General features: G+C 37.8%; 14 protein-coding genes and 1 pseudogene. 4 read left to right on the top strand and 11 right to left on the bottom strand.

Annotation, left to right across the window (positions count from 1 at the left end; all coding sequences use genetic code 11):
• Positions 1-665 precede the first annotated feature (665 nt).
• Together C7B62_RS02720 and C7B62_RS02715 are read left to right on the top strand one after the other, a co-directional pair.
• Positions 666-1,487, top strand: a complete 822-nt coding sequence (locus tag C7B62_RS02720; protein WP_233219783.1) for an MgtC/SapB family protein — start codon at positions 666-668, stop codon at positions 1,485-1,487.
• A gap of 647 nt (positions 1,488-2,134) precedes the next feature.
• The gene (locus C7B62_RS02715) at positions 2,135-3,592 is read left to right on the top strand and encodes an ABC transporter substrate-binding protein (protein ID WP_106233074.1); all 1,458 of its coding nucleotides are present in this window, start codon (positions 2,135-2,137) and stop codon (positions 3,590-3,592) included.
• Here the strand turns inward: C7B62_RS02715 and C7B62_RS02710 are convergent.
• The 11 genes from C7B62_RS02710 to psb28 all read right to left on the bottom strand — a co-directional run bounded on the left by C7B62_RS02710 (position 3,540) and on the right by psb28 (position 13,204).
• Entirely contained in the window at positions 3,540-4,910 is a 1,371-nt protein-coding gene (locus tag C7B62_RS02710) for a DASS family sodium-coupled anion symporter (protein WP_233219782.1), read from the bottom strand. The two genes, C7B62_RS02715 and C7B62_RS02710, sit on opposite strands and share 53 nt — an antisense overlap.
• A gap of 326 nt (positions 4,911-5,236) precedes the next feature.
• Entirely contained in the window at positions 5,237-6,385 is a 1,149-nt protein-coding gene (locus C7B62_RS02705; RefSeq protein WP_106233072.1) for a ketopantoate reductase family protein, read from the bottom strand.
• An 18-nt stretch (positions 6,386-6,403) separates the two neighbouring features.
• The gene (locus C7B62_RS02700) at positions 6,404-7,414 is read right to left on the bottom strand and encodes a hypothetical protein (RefSeq protein ID WP_146132037.1); all 1,011 of its coding nucleotides are present in this window, start codon (positions 7,412-7,414) and stop codon (positions 6,404-6,406) included.
• 605 nt (positions 7,415-8,019) lie between these two features.
• Entirely contained in the window at positions 8,020-8,790 is a 771-nt protein-coding gene (locus tag C7B62_RS02695; RefSeq protein ID WP_106233137.1) for an energy-coupling factor ABC transporter ATP-binding protein, read from the bottom strand.
• 187 nt (positions 8,791-8,977) lie between these two features.
• The gene (cbiQ, locus tag C7B62_RS02690; RefSeq protein ID WP_106233070.1) at positions 8,978-9,757 is read right to left on the bottom strand and encodes a cobalt ECF transporter T component CbiQ; all 780 of its coding nucleotides are present in this window, start codon (positions 9,755-9,757) and stop codon (positions 8,978-8,980) included.
• Between the two features lie 36 nt (positions 9,758-9,793).
• Positions 9,794-10,156, bottom strand: a complete 363-nt coding sequence (locus C7B62_RS02685) for a PDGLE domain-containing protein (RefSeq protein WP_106233069.1) — start codon at positions 10,154-10,156, stop codon at positions 9,794-9,796.
• 27 nt (positions 10,157-10,183) lie between these two features.
• Positions 10,184-10,912, bottom strand: a complete 729-nt coding sequence (cbiM, locus tag C7B62_RS02680) for a cobalt transporter CbiM (RefSeq protein ID WP_106233068.1) — start codon at positions 10,910-10,912, stop codon at positions 10,184-10,186.
• Between the two features lie 248 nt (positions 10,913-11,160).
• Positions 11,161-11,772, bottom strand: a complete 612-nt coding sequence (locus C7B62_RS02675) for a DUF1361 domain-containing protein (protein ID WP_106233067.1) — start codon at positions 11,770-11,772, stop codon at positions 11,161-11,163.
• Between the two features lie 24 nt (positions 11,773-11,796).
• Entirely contained in the window at positions 11,797-12,117 is a 321-nt protein-coding gene (locus tag C7B62_RS02670) for a hypothetical protein (protein WP_106233066.1), read from the bottom strand.
• A 134-nt stretch (positions 12,118-12,251) separates the two neighbouring features.
• The gene (locus C7B62_RS02665) at positions 12,252-12,761 is read right to left on the bottom strand and encodes a molybdenum cofactor biosynthesis protein B (protein WP_106233065.1); all 510 of its coding nucleotides are present in this window, start codon (positions 12,759-12,761) and stop codon (positions 12,252-12,254) included.
• Positions 12,762-12,874: 113 nt separating this feature from the next.
• The gene (gene psb28 / locus C7B62_RS02660; RefSeq protein ID WP_106233064.1) at positions 12,875-13,204 is read right to left on the bottom strand and encodes a photosystem II reaction center protein Psb28; all 330 of its coding nucleotides are present in this window, start codon (positions 13,202-13,204) and stop codon (positions 12,875-12,877) included.
• A 349-nt stretch (positions 13,205-13,553) separates the two neighbouring features.
• On the opposite strand from psb28, the gene C7B62_RS02655 reads away from it, so the two are divergent.
• Both C7B62_RS02655 and C7B62_RS02650 read left to right on the top strand, forming a co-directional pair.
• Complete coding sequence (locus C7B62_RS02655) at positions 13,554-14,939, top strand: DNA cytosine methyltransferase (RefSeq protein ID WP_106233063.1); 1,386 nt, start codon at positions 13,554-13,556, stop codon at positions 14,937-14,939.
• Positions 14,940-15,162: 223 nt separating this feature from the next.
• Positions 15,163-15,584 (top strand): annotated as a pseudogene (locus C7B62_RS02650) (hypothetical protein); the annotation flags it as partial.

The following is a 15,584-nucleotide window of genomic DNA, read 5'->3' as shown; positions in this document are numbered from 1 at the left end:
TGTTACTTGCTACTTCGTTATAAGATCCACTGGTTGCTATTTGAAATGACTATAGTGCTTTATCAATGAAGGCGCAATTATTTAACATTGAACAATTGATGCGCGCAAATGCTCGGGTTTCCCGAGCTTATTCCACGCGCATGTTGATTAATTAGGTTGAAAACCTATTCATTTGTTATTACTCAAAGAAAATATTTAAATTGTCATTTAAACATGTTTAAATGGCAATTTAAATTTAGATCATTTTCTAATTTTTTAATCTATACTCAACCAGGTAATACTAATTCCTAAAAGTAGCTGGAAAGATAAAAAATCTTATTAGAGTCAATGAAAAATCTCAAATATACATCAAAGCTATCCTAAAGGATTCCCTTCGGTCAAAGCTAAAAGCTATCCTAAAGGATTCCCTTCGGTCAGAGCTAAAAGCTTAACCTGTCCTAAGTCGCTCGTTATTTTTGAGAATTGGTATAACATGCAAATTTTAAGCCGATCACCATTGCCTTGATTAATTATCTTAATCTTAACTAAATTTTAACTTTTTATTAAACTAAATATGATTTGATTGATTGGTTTATGTCAAAAACTGCTTATATTCAAATTGCTTATTTATTTTATTTCATGAATAATCATCATCTTAGATTAAAAATTACTCGCAGCGGCTCAACATGACTATAACCTGGACGACTTTTTCAATTCGTCTGCTCATCGGATTTTTCTTGGCGGTAGGTATCGGAATTGAAAGACAGTGGCTAAAAAAAAGAGCTGTCTTAAAAACAAATGTACTAGTTACCTTAGGGTCGGCGATGTTTACTATGCTCTCAATTATGACTCCTGGTGATGCCAGTCCCACCAGAATTGCCGCCCAAATAGTTTCTGGAGTTGGTTTTTTGGGTGGTGGTGTAATTTTGCGGGAAGGAGCAAGTGTAAAGGGTACGAATACCGCAGCGACAATTTGGTGTGCGGCAGCAATAGGTGCTTTAGTCGGTTCGGGTTTTTTAGTGCCAGCTTATTTATCTACTTTTGCAGTAATCGGCGCTAATCTACTCTCAAAACCTTTGGAAGAAGCGTTTAAACAGCAGCGCAACGAACAACGCAATAAAAACTTGTTGGCTTTAGATAACGTCAAACAACTTAACGATGCTGAAATAACGGCAAGCATAGCTAATCTAAAACCTTTAGCTGATTCAGTTGGAGTCAATTCCCGTAATTATCAGTATTACTGTGAATTGCTTTGCTTTTCGGAAAACGAAGTTCAAGTTTTGGAAGTAATTAGTCATTTTGCTAGAAAACATGACTTAACTCTAATTAAAATGCAAAGCAAAAATGTTCTTAGTGAAATTGAACCTGGAGAACTAGAAATAGAAATCAAAGTTGATTTTTTGTCTCAGGGTAATGAATTAGGTTTATCTGACTCCGAAGAAATTATCAGACTGCTAAAAACAGAGGCTAAAGTTAGCTCAGTTACTTGGCAAATATCTTCGACATGAACTTTGAACCAATAAACTAAGTTATGTACTCCCATCGCCTCTCTTCGAATAGGCGCGGACTTCTCTACAGCTAATGATAGCTGCGCGAGCATTTTATAATAAACTCTGGACTATTTTAGTATTACTATGCTATTATAACGCTTAGATTGAGCTTTCATATTAAGCAATAGCGTTTTTGAGCTGAAAAAATTTGTGATTTACTACAGTTTCAAACTAGGTCAGTGGGTTTAATTAGTTATTACTAGTTACTCAAAATTGGGTAAACAAAATTTAGATCAGTTAAGCTCAAGAATTGACAATTAATGAAAATGATATCTACGTATAATTACCAAATTAGAATTAAGCTCATTAAAAACTTTTTTGCGAGAAATTGCAGTTGTCTCTTGAGGGCATTTTAAAGTAAGTTTAAAAAGCTAATCGAATCGTAATTAATTTTACCTATGTTTTATAGCTAAAAGAAGTGAAGTTTAGTTGATATTTGAGTTGAGTTTGGTAGTGATAAACTGCTGCTAAACTACATATATGTTATCTATGCAAAAAGTATTTTTAATATATGTAATATGTAAAAACTTGAGCAGTTGAGAAATATTTTGAATCTAAATTAAATCTCAAACATTCGTTTTTCACCTTTATATTGCTATTTTATAATGTTTAATCAGCCAATAAATATTACTCAAAGAAACTTGTTGCTTATCTTATATGTTGTTATTCTATGTTTTTTTGGCCCAACAGTATATTGGCTTACTCATCGAGAACCTAAGTCCATTGATGCAGGAGGCAAAAATTCAATTGAGCGAAGAGTTAGCCTAGGAGACAAAATATTAGTTACTGCCCATGATAATATTGCTAAAAAGGAAGGAGTTAATGCGTTTGACCAAGGAGATTACGTTGTTGCTCAAGAAAATTTTAGCCTAGCTTTGAAAAGCGATCGCAACGATCCCGAAGCCAGAATTTATTTGAATAACACTATAGCAGCCAAAACCAAAGATCCCGAGCAAATTGGAGTAAGTGTGCCAATTGGAGGAGATTTGGATGTAGCAGAGGAGATTTTACGGGGAGTAGCTCAAGCTCAAACGGAAATTAACAATAATGGTGGGATCAACGGCAAACTATTGATGGTGGAAATTGCTAATGATGATAATAATCCTGAGCTTGCTCGTGAAATTGCCAATGTCTTTGTCAAGGACAAACAAGTTTCAGCTGTAGTTGGACATGTAGGCAGTGATGCTTCCATTGCTGCTGCTCCCATCTACGAAGCAGCGGGGTTAGTTATGATTACTCCAACCAGTTCAGCGGAGGCTTTATCGACAATCGGTAGTCATATTTTCCGTACTGTTCCTAGTACCAGAGATTTGGCTGATAGCCTAGCTAATTATGCAGTAAATACAGCGGGTAAGAGCAATATTGCTATTTGTATCGATGCTGATGCGCAAGCTAGTGTTTCGTTTAAAGAAAATTTTATCTGGGCCGTATACGATTACGGTGCGAAGGTCAATTCTCTTAACTGCGATCTTTCAGCTGCCGATTTCAACGCTACTGATATTCCCTCCCAAGCTATTAGCAGTGGTGCGGATGCCTTGTTGCTTGCACCTTCGGTACGAAAAGTAGACAAGGCAGTAGAAATAGCAGCAGTTAATGATGATCGCCTAACTCTATTCGGGAATCATTCTTTGAATACCTATATAACTCTTGAACAAGGACAAAATGATGTCAACGGTATGGTGCTAACTGTACCTTGGTATCCACAAACAAAAAATAGCTTTACCGAAGATGCCCAAAAACTATGGGGTGGTGCAGTTAATTGGCGCACAGCGATGGCTTATGATGCTACCAAAACGATCTCGACAGGAATGGCTTCTAGTCAAGAAAGAGAGCAATTACAGCAAGTATTAGCTAATCCCGAATTTACTGCCCCAGGAGCAACTACAAGTATTAGCTTTTTACCTTCAGGCGATCGCAATTTGAAAGGAACTATGATTAAAATTCAGCCAGGAAACGAGTCTGGAACAGGTTATGATTTTGTCCCTTTGGGCAAAAATGATCTTGTTTCAACTAAATCAAACCCGTCAACTGCCACCACCATCCCCCAATCACTGTCCAAATAAATAAATAAGCCAGGCTGAGAATAAATCCCAGTCTGCACCAAGTACCAGCGTCAATATATCCCGCACCAAAATAGATTGGCGCAACCGCAGTTCCATAATGAGTTAAACATCCCGATAAGCTAACGAGAAAAGCCAAAACCAAGGCAGAATAAGTTGGTGACACCCCTAAAGAAATCGCCACAGATAAGAAGGCAGGATAAGTCGTATTGGCAAGGGCTGCTTTACTGGCAAAAAAGTAACCGCTGTAAAAATAAACTATGATTAAGCAGGCAAAAGCTGCTTGCCACCATAGGTGTTTAATGGCACTGCCAACTTCATTGGTTGCCCAATCAAACAAACCAAACTCGCTTAAAAAAGTCGCCATCATCAACAAAATAGAAAACCAAATAAATATATCCCAGGTTTTCTGTTCCTGGATAATATCTTGCCAAGTTAATACTCCAGCAATTAACAGCAAAACAATTCCCAGCAAACCCGTAGTGACACTTTCTATGCCCCAAAGTTGTTTACCACATCCCCAAAGCAACAGCACCACTAAAAATATTCCCACCATTGACCATTCTTGCTGATTGAGTTTGCCCATGGCACGTAGCTTTGCTTGAGCTAGTTTCGGAGCTTCTGGAGTAGATTTAAGCTCTGGAGGATAGAACCAAAAAACTATCAAAGGCATAACTAACAAGCTAAGGAATCCAGGTACTGAAGTGGCCAAAGCCCAAGTTAGCCAATCTAATTCTACACCTGCAATTTTTTCAGCCAGCTCCGCCATTAAAGGGTTGGCTACCATCGCCGTTAAAAATAACGAAGTTGTAATTTGAGTTCCTTGAAAAGAAGTTGTCATTAAGAAAGCACCGATTTTACGTTCAGTACCATCCCGAGGATCGCTACCATAAGATGTCGATAAAGATTTGACAATGGGAAAAATCACCCCACCACCTCGCGAATTCCCACTAGGCATTGCAGTAGATAGGATTACATCCGTCATTAATAGACCATAACTCACTAACAGAGTATTTCTGCCAAATAGAGTGATAAATATATAGGCAATGCGTGTGCCTAAACCAGTTTTAATAATTGCTCTGGCAACAAGATAAGAACTAACAGTCAACCAAACAGTTTTATCACTAAAGCCACTTAATCCTTGCTCAAGAGTTAGAGTATTGCTAAGAACGCAGAGGGTTAAAGCAATCATTGATACAGCCCCGATAGGCATCGGTTTAGTGATAAAGCTAATGACAGTAGCCAAAAAAATAGCCAACAAATGCCACGCTTGTTGATTTACTCCTGTAGGAGATGGCAAATACCAAATGATACTGCCCACCAGCAACGGCAAAAACCAAGATCTATTAATTCTGTGTGCAATCTTCGTTAATCCTATTTGTCTACAAGTCAACCATATCAAACTAGGTAAAATAAAGATTAAATATTTAACTGGAGAATGTTTTTTAAGTTGAAATGAATAATTGACAACAGACAATTGATGACTACTTATCTTTTTTTTGTTTTTTAGACTTGTTACAATTTTTGTCACTACTTACAATTTCTCAACTTTCTATTTACTTAGATGCTTAAATCTGTTGGCCACGACATCTTTGACTAAGCAGCTAATGGATTAACTTGAAGTAGCTGATTCAATAAATTAGGCATCTAATTCTTGACAATCATACTTTCACGAGCTTCTTCAGTTAAGCTACAGCGACCAGAATTGCTATCTAAAGTAAGAATGTGGGATTTTCCTTGAGAGTTCAAACTATAGGTTTGAGCTAACTGTAATAGCCTACTCAAACTCTTAAGAGTCGGTGTTTGCAAGTTGGCAATTTCTGCCATTTCGACTGGGGCAGTAATTAAACTGACTTCTCCTAGTTTATGCTGAGCAAAATCTTGAGCCAGAGAAGGAAGATGACTCTGGCTACCTGGAGCTTGAATATAAGCATAAATTTTTGCTTCTGTTGGTAAATCTGCTAAAGGGATGCCATAACAACTAAAAATATGACGCATCTCAGCAATCACCGTCTTAATTACACTATTGATCGAAGAATTAGCAGTCAACTCAGCAATAACCTTACCTGTCAACGCCGAAAAAACATTGGTAGTTAGATTAATAGCCAATTTATTGCATACCGCAATGCGAATTTCATTAGTGCAGCTAGCTTTAATTCCCGATTGGGAAAATAAATTACACAGATATTTGATTATTTCCTGCTGTTGATAATTACTATCTTTTTTGGTTGAACCTAAGATTAATTGAGGTATTTTTCTGACTATTATTTTTCCTTCTAGAGTTCTTTGACAGGGTGCTTTAATTACACAGCCAATGGACTTAAATTTATTCAAATTATGATACAACCTACCATCGGGATCGACACTATTTAAGTAACGGTTAGAATCTATGTCTTGAAATATATTTTTGCTCAGAGAAGTTACATAGCGATCGCAATTAAACCACCAATAGGGTATCCCATTTTGAGCATGAATTAATATTGTCTCTGGAGTAGAGTGTGCATGGATATAAGAGATGACTTCGGTTAAATAATTGCTTTTAAGAGCAATAATAATTATGTCGAATTTTTGCTTTAGATCCGTTGCCGTATCGACAAATCTAACTTGAGGATGCAGAGAAGAAATCCATAAACTTTCTCCATTAGCATAATATAGGTGCAAACCTTGTCTTTTGAGTGTTTGAGTGTAATTACTATTTGGCTTGGCAGCAAAGGTAATTTTCAAACCAGCTTTAACTAAAGCCGCTCCCATTAAAGCGCCAATAGATCCGACACCAATAATTAAAATATTATTCATGAATTAATTTTTTGGAGCTTATGCCCAATAATTGTTGGCGATCTCTAAAGAACTTTGAAAATTGTCAATCTTGATTGGCTTACTTTTAGCAATGGTTTGAAACCAATTATTAACTTGCGCTTGATTTTTTAAATGAAATAAAGCGACCGCACAAGCAAGAAAAGGATTTGCTGCGATCAATTCTGTTGTTTCTAATTCTGCCAAACTTGGTAAATAAGCTTGCTCTGGAGCAAATAATAAATCCAAATATAAAGGAATTAGTTCTTTAATATGTTGCTGAGATTTAATTGGGAAAACATTTAAGTTAACTACTTCTTCTGTAGTCAAAGGATGTATGGTGTTACTATTATTTGCTTTGCGTACCATCGGACGATTCTTATCTCTAATATCCCAAACATTCGAATCTATTTTTGATAAATAAGTTAAATTTATTTTTGACTCTAGACATAATTTAGCAAGAATATTTTCGAAAACAATTTTTGGTTTATATCTAAATAATACTAAGTCTAAAATAGCTATTTTTTTTGTAGTATTTCGAATACTAGATATTTCTTTTTTAATTTGATAAAAATCATTCACCAATGAATTCCAAGCAACTTGATTACAGCTGATAGTTGTTCCTTCCCATTCAGCCGATAAAATAGAAGTTTCAGTAATTTGTGCCTTGCTAATCACAAAATCTCGGTTTTCTTGGAACTTCCCCTCCCCTTGAAAAACTTTATCAGTCATAGCTGATAACCAAGACATGTATTGAATATGCGGTTCTCGAATAGTAAATAAAAACTTATCGGGAATCTCTAACCATCTTTGCCAGATACAAGGCTTAAAAAACCCAGCTAATTCTTTAATAACTACGATAATTTTTTGTTTAGCTTGCAAGTATTGATTAATTTGTTGAACAATCAAACCACAAGCTGAATCGTAAATATCGACATCAAAATCTAACTTTGTAGCTCGAAAACGACCTCCAGCTTTTTGTAAGACTCCACGAAAAGGTTGATGAATAGTCAAATCAGCTAATTGACTCAAAACAATCTCAGCTATTGTTGAACCACTTCTAGCAGTACCATGAATATAAATAATTGAAACTCGATCGCTTTTGATAAGTTGCTTTAATTCTAATTCTTTGGAAAAACTACTACGGTTTTCCAATTGTTGTGTAGATAACATATTAATGATTTAATCTGTTGATACTTCAGTAAGCAGCCAAGAACTTTAAGCAAAACTTAAAACAGTTCATTCACAAGCCAATCTAGTTAACAAGTTAAGGTGATTTTATAGAATCTAGATTAAAGTTTAATTAAGCGATTAATAAGGAAGCAATGACTTTAATTGAGCGTTTTATCTGATATATCGCAGTTTATGAGTTGAGCAAAACACAATTGATAAAAAATTGCAATAGTCAAGAAATTTAGCAGAAAAATACTTGATTGTTTTGTTTGAAGAGAAAAACAATCAAAAGATCTCCATTACTGACGATCATTTCGGCTATAATTTGAGTTCAAGATCAGGGGAAACCTTCGCTAGCTAGTTGATTTAGAATCTTTGTAAAAGCTTGTAGTTACCCTGACTGTTTAATTGTACTAAGCAAAATTGGCGTTCGATACTTATTTCAGTTTCCGCTCATAATAGCTCTAATTAATCAGAAAGTCTTTCACTAAACAATAAGGGCGACTGTAAGATAAAGGAGATTCTAACGAATGCTGTAATAAAAAATCGGGATTGCTCATGATCTTCTCAGTTGCTCCATCATAAACAATTTGACCTTGACTTAAAACGACAGTGCGATCGCAAAGTTCCAAAGCCATATCTAAATCGTGAGTTGCCACTAGTTGAGTAAGAGATAGGCTTTTGAGCAACTCAATTAATTGACGACGAGAACGAGGATCTAACTGGGCGGAAGGTTCATCTAAAACTAACACCTGGGGTTTCATTGCCAAAACTCCAGCGATCGCAATTCGTTTTTTCTCCCCTCCTGATAAATTTTCAGTGTTTCTTGCCCCGTAACGTTCTGGATCGATATCAACCATCATCATGGCTTGTTGGACTCGCTGAACTAATTCTTCATCTTGACAACCGCAATTTTTTGGTCCAAAAGCGACATCATCCCAAACTGTCGGCATAAATAGCTGATTATCAGGATTTTGAAAGACTAAACCGACAAAATTGCGAATATCGCGCAAATTATCAGCATCTACCCACCATTTTCCTATTTTAATCCTCCCTGATTGGGGCAAAATAATGCCATTGAGATGTAACTGTAGAGTTGACTTACCCGAACCATTAGCACCGATCAAAGCTACTCTTTCCCCTGCTTCAATCGCCAAGTTGATCTTGCTTAAAGCTTGAGTTCCGTCGGGGTAGGCATAGGTGAGATTTTCAATAATGATTGGATTGTGATGCATTAAGATTTGAAGATTATCTAAGATTATCGATGAAGTTTTAACCAGCAAAAAAGCCACAAAGGATGAACGAGCGCCTAGAGAGCATAGTTTTGATCGCAATTACGAAATTAAATTGAGCAGATTGGGTATTGAGCAGGAAACAAAACAATAGTAATGTACCTAGAACTATTGTTTATACTAGCTATTGTCAATAGGGTAAATAAATAGACTGTCCTAATAGCGCTAAAATTATAGTAAAAGTTAGTACAAAGACATCCCGTCGTCCGCCAGAAGGAACTTTTTCAACTACAGGCACTCCCTGATAACCACGGGCTAACATTGCTTGATACACTCGTTCTCCTCGCTCAAAAGTGCGAATAAATAAAGTACCCATCATATTGCCAATCACAAAGCGTTGCCAGACATTGTTTCTAGCGAGGTTGCGGGAAGCAGCAGCTTTACGCATTGCCTGAAACTCTTTAATTAAAACGCCTATATAGCGGTACATTGAGGCTAAGGTAGCAACTAACAAGGGAGGAACTCGTAAAGCGGTTAAAGCATTAAGCAAGGCGGGAACTGAAGTAGTAAGGGTGAGTATATTGAGCGTGAGCAAGGATAATAAAGCTTTAATGGTGACACTCCCCAAAACAGTCAAACCTTCGGTAGTAATTCGTAAGATTCCCCAAGACCAGAGAACTTCACCACCGTCTCGAAATAAAGTTCCTAGTAGTACAGTACCAATAAAGGCAAACTCAACGGCAATCCTTTTTAACAGTACTTTTTTGGTAACGCGACTAAAAAAAACTACTCCTAATACTCCTAAACCATAAATTGCCCAAGTCCACCAGCGCCCGTTTGGGGTAAGAGCGATCGCAAATACCATCAGTAAGGCACACAATAGACGAGTACGGGGAGCAAGAGAATGCCAAAAAGTAGCCTGTTTGCTATCAATGTCTAAATGAAACGCTCCTAAATGTAGCAATAGCATTCACTTACTTCTTAATTAATTTAATTTGCTTGTTCGTCACTCTTCTTGATGAGAAGAAATGTTGTGATCGATAGATGAAGAGGATTTTTTAATCGCCAGCTTGCCAATTCCGTATGCCAAACCAAAAGTCGCCAAAGTACCAACTAAGCCTGCCATCGGTGTTGCTACAGCTTCAGGTACTCCCTTGAGGGCATATTCATCAAAGATGTTAGCAAAAGGTAATTTTTGGGCTGGGGCATCTTCGGAGGCCTTATGTTCAAACTTTAAATCTTGGGAAACGCGATCAAGTCCATCTGGATCTGAACTGGCAAAAGGAGAAACGAAAACGGCAATTAACAAGGCAACACCTAAGCCAGAGATGATAAAAGCGAGATTACGACTTGGAAGTTTGTTACTCATAAAATCTAAAATCTAACTAATTACTAATTAACGTTGTATTAAAGGACGAGAATCTGACACTTTACGGTTGTTGGCAGAACCATAAAGGAGATCTGGTCGAGTACGCCAAATAAAACTGACTACCGCTAGGGTGATCAACGCTTCCCCGATACCAATTAATAAGTGCCAAAATGCCATAGCTGATATGGCTACATTCAAAGGTACAGTTCCTGATAAGGCTAATTGTAGAGCAGTTAAAATTGAAGCGATAAAGACGCTTGCCCAAGCACTCACGGCAGTAGCGATCGCCATCCCTCGCCAACTATCACGCCCGATTGTTGAGCGAATTGCCCGATAAATGTAGTATCCGCCAAAAGTACCGATCAGTCCCATATTAACAATATTTGCACCCAAAACAGTAATCCCCCCGTCTTGAAAGATCACTGCTTGAACGATAAACACGACACTTACCACTAAAGCAGCCGCCCAAGGACCGAGTAAAATTCCCGCTAATGTCCCTCCAAGTAGGTGACCAGAAGTCCCTCCAGGTATAGGAAAATTGATCATCTGAGCTGCAAAGATAAAAGCTGCACAAACTCCCATAATTGGTACTGTCCGCTCTTGATATTTAGCTTCTACTTGTTTTAAAGACACTATAATTAGGGCGATCGCAATAACCCAAGTAATTAAACTAATGGGTAGGCTCAAAAACCCATCTGGAATGTGCAGTGCCAAGGATGGCTGCCAGTTCCAGAATAAGGAGCTACTAAAAGACATATTCGATATCACAATAATTGTTGCTTTTTCTCTCAGAATTTTGACAGTATTTTCTATTTTTAATTACTGCCATCACAATCTTAAGTAGTTTTACGGGTAAAAACATCCTGGGGGGGGGGATTGCCTCTCAAGTTTTAACGAAAAATTAAGCTTTGCGCTAAATTTCAACGAAAAATAGTCCTAAATTTCTTAAGCTTTCTCTAATCAAATTAGTTTGCTGGAAATATCTCACGCTTATTGCTGATTATTTAACTCAATCCACCTTTTTGATTAACCAGCTTAATCAACTCGGACAGCAGCCAAATAGCTATAAAAGCGATCGCCATACTCAGCAGTTTCCAACCATCAAATAGATCTTGAAGCGTGGTTGCCAATACTGTTCCTGGTTTAGTCACAAAATCCCAGCTATTAAATCTTTCCAATCTACCTAGATAGACTCCAACTATACATAAACCATGGGCGATCGCATTGACGATAGTTAGGTACTTTGGGGCAATGAAATTTGTTAAGTATTGCTCTAAGTTGACTAGAGAGATGACATAAGCTTCAAATCCTAAGCAAATAAACAGAATATATTGAGGAATTAAAATAAAAATAATTGCCCAGTGGGGATAGCCTAACTGGCTTAGTTCAATAATGTGAATCGAATCAGTCAAGATATAAGGTGCGTTGGGCAAAAAAGCCATAAAAATCAGTAGTAATGCCCACCACCATAGATTTCGAACAGCTGGAAGACGAAATAAATAAAAGCTTAGTACTAGAGGAATAAAAGCTAAAAATAAGTTCCAAATAATCCGAGATGTACTTTGATTGAATAAATTACCAGATATTTGCATCCAGTTAATTAATTGCGTTGTCATTTATGGTTGTATGGTTGCTTAATTTTAGCTTCTGGGCGGATGGCGATCGCGTTGAGATTCTGCTGGTTTTTTTTCACAATCTGTACAGTCACAATTATGAGAATCTATTACGTCATCTGATTCTACTGTTTCAGCTTCGCATTCATGTAGAGGATATTCAGTATCGCGAGCATAATTTTTTTTGACTATTTGGCGATCTACTTCTGGTGGTGCAGTAAACACATATTCTGTCGGTGAGCTTGCTAAAGCATTTGTGGTTAAGAGAATAAAAATGGCGATCGCAAAGCGTGGGCTGCGCCCAATCGCGCCAGAGTTTTTGCAAATATTAAATAGTTGATAAACCATAATTCACCAAATTTAGAGTAATCATAGTCGAGAAACTGATATTTGTTCAAAATCGAATTTCTCACACATATTAAACACAATCTTTGGTAATGTCTAAGGTTAACTAGATTTCATACTAAAATTCGCTCAATCAATTATTTTCTGTCTTGAACCTGCTTAATTAAGTGATTTAACTCTGGCAAAATTAGTTTGCTTACTGCCAATTCTACGGCGTTGGCAGAGCCAGGTAGAGAGAAGACTACAGTTTGATTTTTAACCCCTGCTACGGCGCGGGAGGCGATGGCTCTAGAGCCAATTTCTTGATAGCTCAAGTAGCGAAATATTTCACCGAAACCAGGAATAGTTTTAGTTAACCAGTTACTAACTACATCATAAGTGGTATCTCTCGGCGCAATTCCCGTACCACCAGTAAAAATAATTGCTTCTAATTCAAACTGATGCTCTAGATACTCTAGCAATTCCTGAATTGCCACAGGTTCATCTTTAACAATAGTGTAGATTGATATTTGATGCCCTGCATTTTGCAATAGCTGCTGAATTATTTGACCACTGAGATCGCTTTCTAGAGTACGAGTGTCACTAACAGTAATGACAGCACAGTTAACCGCAAAATCGTAGTTATCTGGATGCGGATTTAGTATCATGAGACAAAAATCAGATTATTGGGAAATCTTATGGCAAAGTCCAGTTAAAAATCCCAAGATTTCCCTAAGTTTACTGGTTATCCTAACTTTTTGAGCCACATTTTGTGCCTCAACTAGGATTTACCTAAGCCGTGTTCGTCAGCATATTTATTCATAAAGCGGACAAAACGGTCGAATTCTTCACTTGATTTCATCACTAACACCGCTTCAATCGCTCTGGCTTCGCCATTAATAAACTTGCCCTTCACTTCTCGACTGACAATTTCACCCTCATCGTCAATCAGATACATTCCTGTAATCTCATCACTGCTTTCTTTACTCAAGATTTGTGGATCTTCAAAGTAAAAAGTTGCTGTCCCGCTGTTACCTGTCTTAGAACGAGTAACTTTGACATCAGGAATCGTGTCTTCTGCTATACCTTTTGCAAATTGAATTTCTGCCACGTTCTTTAACTCCTTATTTAAATTAAAAATCTATTAATAACTCTTAATCATCTCACAGATTAAGAACTAGCATAAGGAGTTTAGACAATTCTCGTGAAAATTTTCCAGCGTAGCTGACAGTAAATCCACTTGGCAAAAGTAATGTTTAATTTCTGCGTAAAAATTTGGTGATGAAATTAGAATAACTAAATACTTGCTACTCAATTTTTTAATTAACCTAAACGTTAGGCAATTGTTAACCAATCAGATTAGAATTTTACCTTGAATGTAAATGCAGTAGTTCATTTTTGCTCTTTTACCCAAAAACCGATTATCAAAACATTTGGTAGAATTCCAGTTGAGGTTAGTGATGGCGACTAGTTACCAAAATAGTAGAGGTGAACAGCCGTTTGCCCCTACTGCGAACTACTGTAAAAACAACAACCTTCAGCACCAGAGACCCATCGCCGTCGATCTTTTTGCTGGCGCGGGAGGAATGACCCTTGGTTTTGAGCAAGCAGGATTTGATGTTCTAGCAGCGGTAGAGCTAGATCCGATTCACGCCAGCGTTCATGAGTATAATTTTCCTTTCTGGAAAACCATTTGTCGCAGCGTCAGCCAAACAAGCGCTCAAGAAATTAGGGAACAATCGGCAATCGGCGATCGCGATCTGGATGTAGTCTTTGGTGGCCCTCCCTGTCAAGGTTTCTCTCTGATGGGAAAAAGAGATTTAAGCGACGCTCGTAATTCTTTGGTATTTGATTTTCTGCGTCTTGTTTTAGATTTGCAACCTAAATATTTTGTGCTGGAAAATGTGCGAGGTATGACCATCGGCAGGCAAAGACAAGTGTTGGAAACAGTCATGAAAGAGTTTGAGCAGCATGGCTATCAGGTGAAAAATCCTCAAGTTCTAAATGCAGCTAACTATGGAGTCCCCCAAAATCGCCAACGGTTATTTCTCATAGGCTGTCGCCGGAGTTTCACTTTACCAGAGTATCCTGAAGCGAAAACTAGTTTTGCTCAAAGTTCTGCTCAAAAATCTCCTCCCCAAACTCAGCTAAAAAGAGATCTCTACCTACCCAATGTACCCACAGTAGCCGAAGCGATTGGCGATTTGCCAGAGGTTAATCATTATCCCGAATTAAAGTTACGTGACTGGGTTGTTGCGAACTATGGACAACCGAGCGAGTATGCCAGTAAACTGCGTACTCCTGCTCTGGTTACAGATAATTATGCTTATAAGCGCGAATACCCAGCAGAACTTCTAACCTGTAGTCGCCGCACTAACCATACAGCCCAAACTATTATGAGATTTGCCCAGACAGTTCCTGGAAAAAGCGATCGCATTAGTCACTTTCATCGTTTAGATCTTGCTGGTATATGTACCACCCTGAGAGCGGGAACAGCCAGTAATCGTGGTGCTTTTACTTCTCCTCGCCCAATTCATCCCGTTACCCCTCGCTGTATCACTGTTAGAGAGGCAGCACGACTTCATTCTTATCCTGACTGGTTTATGTTTCACGCTACCAAATGGCATGGCTTTCGTCAGATCGGTAATTCTGTTCCTCCTTTACTAGCTCAGGCGATCGCTCAAGAAATTATTAAAGCTTTAGAGGTAGTGCCGATTAAGCCTCAACAGCAGTTTCATTTAGTTCCGACAGAATTACTTCAGTTCAAAATGACTCAAGCAGAACAGTATCATCACTTGGAAACTAGAGCGATCGCTCGTAGAAGCATTGTTAAACCCATCGTCTAGCAGCTTACGGCAGCCAACCATCATTCATTCACTTAATTAGGCAAGACCTGTATGGATTTGAGATCACAAATCTTGGTGATCACAATCTGATTTTGAGAGAGTATGAAGTCACTGTAAAGCTATTGTAAAGCTTTTATAAATGTAATCAAGTTACAGAAAACGCAAACATAAACGCAGTCCTTGGCTGATTGCAAGAACAATTACATTTAACAAGTTACTTATTATGGCTAATTCAAACAAAATTTTTAACACTGATTCTCTAATTACTGAAGATTGGAATGGTGGCTATAAACTAGAATTAGATCTCTCCGCAAAATCAGACGCTAACGACTGGCAGCTAGACTTCAACTTACCCTACAGCATTCAAACAGCATACGGTGTCGACCTAATTGATAACGGCAATGGAAACTACAGTATCAATGGACAAAACGATCAGGTCAATTTAACCTCAGGACAATCCATCAAGCCCATTCTGATCGTAGATGATAGCGGACAGGAAGCTTTAAAACTAGAATTCGATGCAGTTTCAGTCGATGTTGTCACCCCTGAACCTGAACCTGAACCGATGAATCCTCCTGCTGGCAATCCTGGCAATCCTGTAAACATTCCTGATTCCCCTGGTCAACCCGTCGGACAACAAGGAAA

This window comes from Pleurocapsa sp. CCALA 161, assembly GCF_003003995.1.
Lineage (GTDB): Bacteria > Cyanobacteriota > Cyanobacteriia > Cyanobacteriales > Xenococcaceae > Waterburya.
The sequence above is the reverse complement of the archived record's forward strand: the minus strand, read 5'-3'. Positions and strand labels throughout refer to the sequence as shown.

Bases quoted from the DNA above. Each gene is read 5' to 3' on its own strand.
- C7B62_RS02665 (WP_106233065.1), bottom strand. From the start codon at position 12,761: ATGATACTAAATCCGCATCCAGATAACTACGATTTTGCGGTTAACTGT.
- C7B62_RS02695 (WP_106233137.1), bottom strand. From the start codon at position 8,790: ATGCATCACAATCCAATCATTATTGAAAATCTCACCTATGCCTACCCC.
- C7B62_RS02715 (WP_106233074.1), top strand. From the start codon at position 2,135: ATGTTTAATCAGCCAATAAATATTACTCAAAGAAACTTGTTGCTTATC.
- cbiQ (WP_106233070.1), bottom strand. From the start codon at position 9,757: ATGCTATTGCTACATTTAGGAGCGTTTCATTTAGACATTGATAGCAAA.
- cbiM (WP_106233068.1), bottom strand. From the start codon at position 10,912: ATGTCTTTTAGTAGCTCCTTATTCTGGAACTGGCAGCCATCCTTGGCA.
- C7B62_RS02675 (WP_106233067.1), bottom strand. From the start codon at position 11,772: ATGACAACGCAATTAATTAACTGGATGCAAATATCTGGTAATTTATTC.
- C7B62_RS02705 (WP_106233072.1), bottom strand. From the start codon at position 6,385: ATGAATAATATTTTAATTATTGGTGTCGGATCTATTGGCGCTTTAATG.
- C7B62_RS02685 (WP_106233069.1), bottom strand. From the start codon at position 10,156: ATGAGTAACAAACTTCCAAGTCGTAATCTCGCTTTTATCATCTCTGGC.
- C7B62_RS02720 (WP_233219783.1), top strand. From the start codon at position 666: ATGACTATAACCTGGACGACTTTTTCAATTCGTCTGCTCATCGGATTT.
- C7B62_RS02670 (WP_106233066.1), bottom strand. From the start codon at position 12,117: ATGGTTTATCAACTATTTAATATTTGCAAAAACTCTGGCGCGATTGGG.
- C7B62_RS02655 (WP_106233063.1), top strand. From the start codon at position 13,554: ATGGCGACTAGTTACCAAAATAGTAGAGGTGAACAGCCGTTTGCCCCT.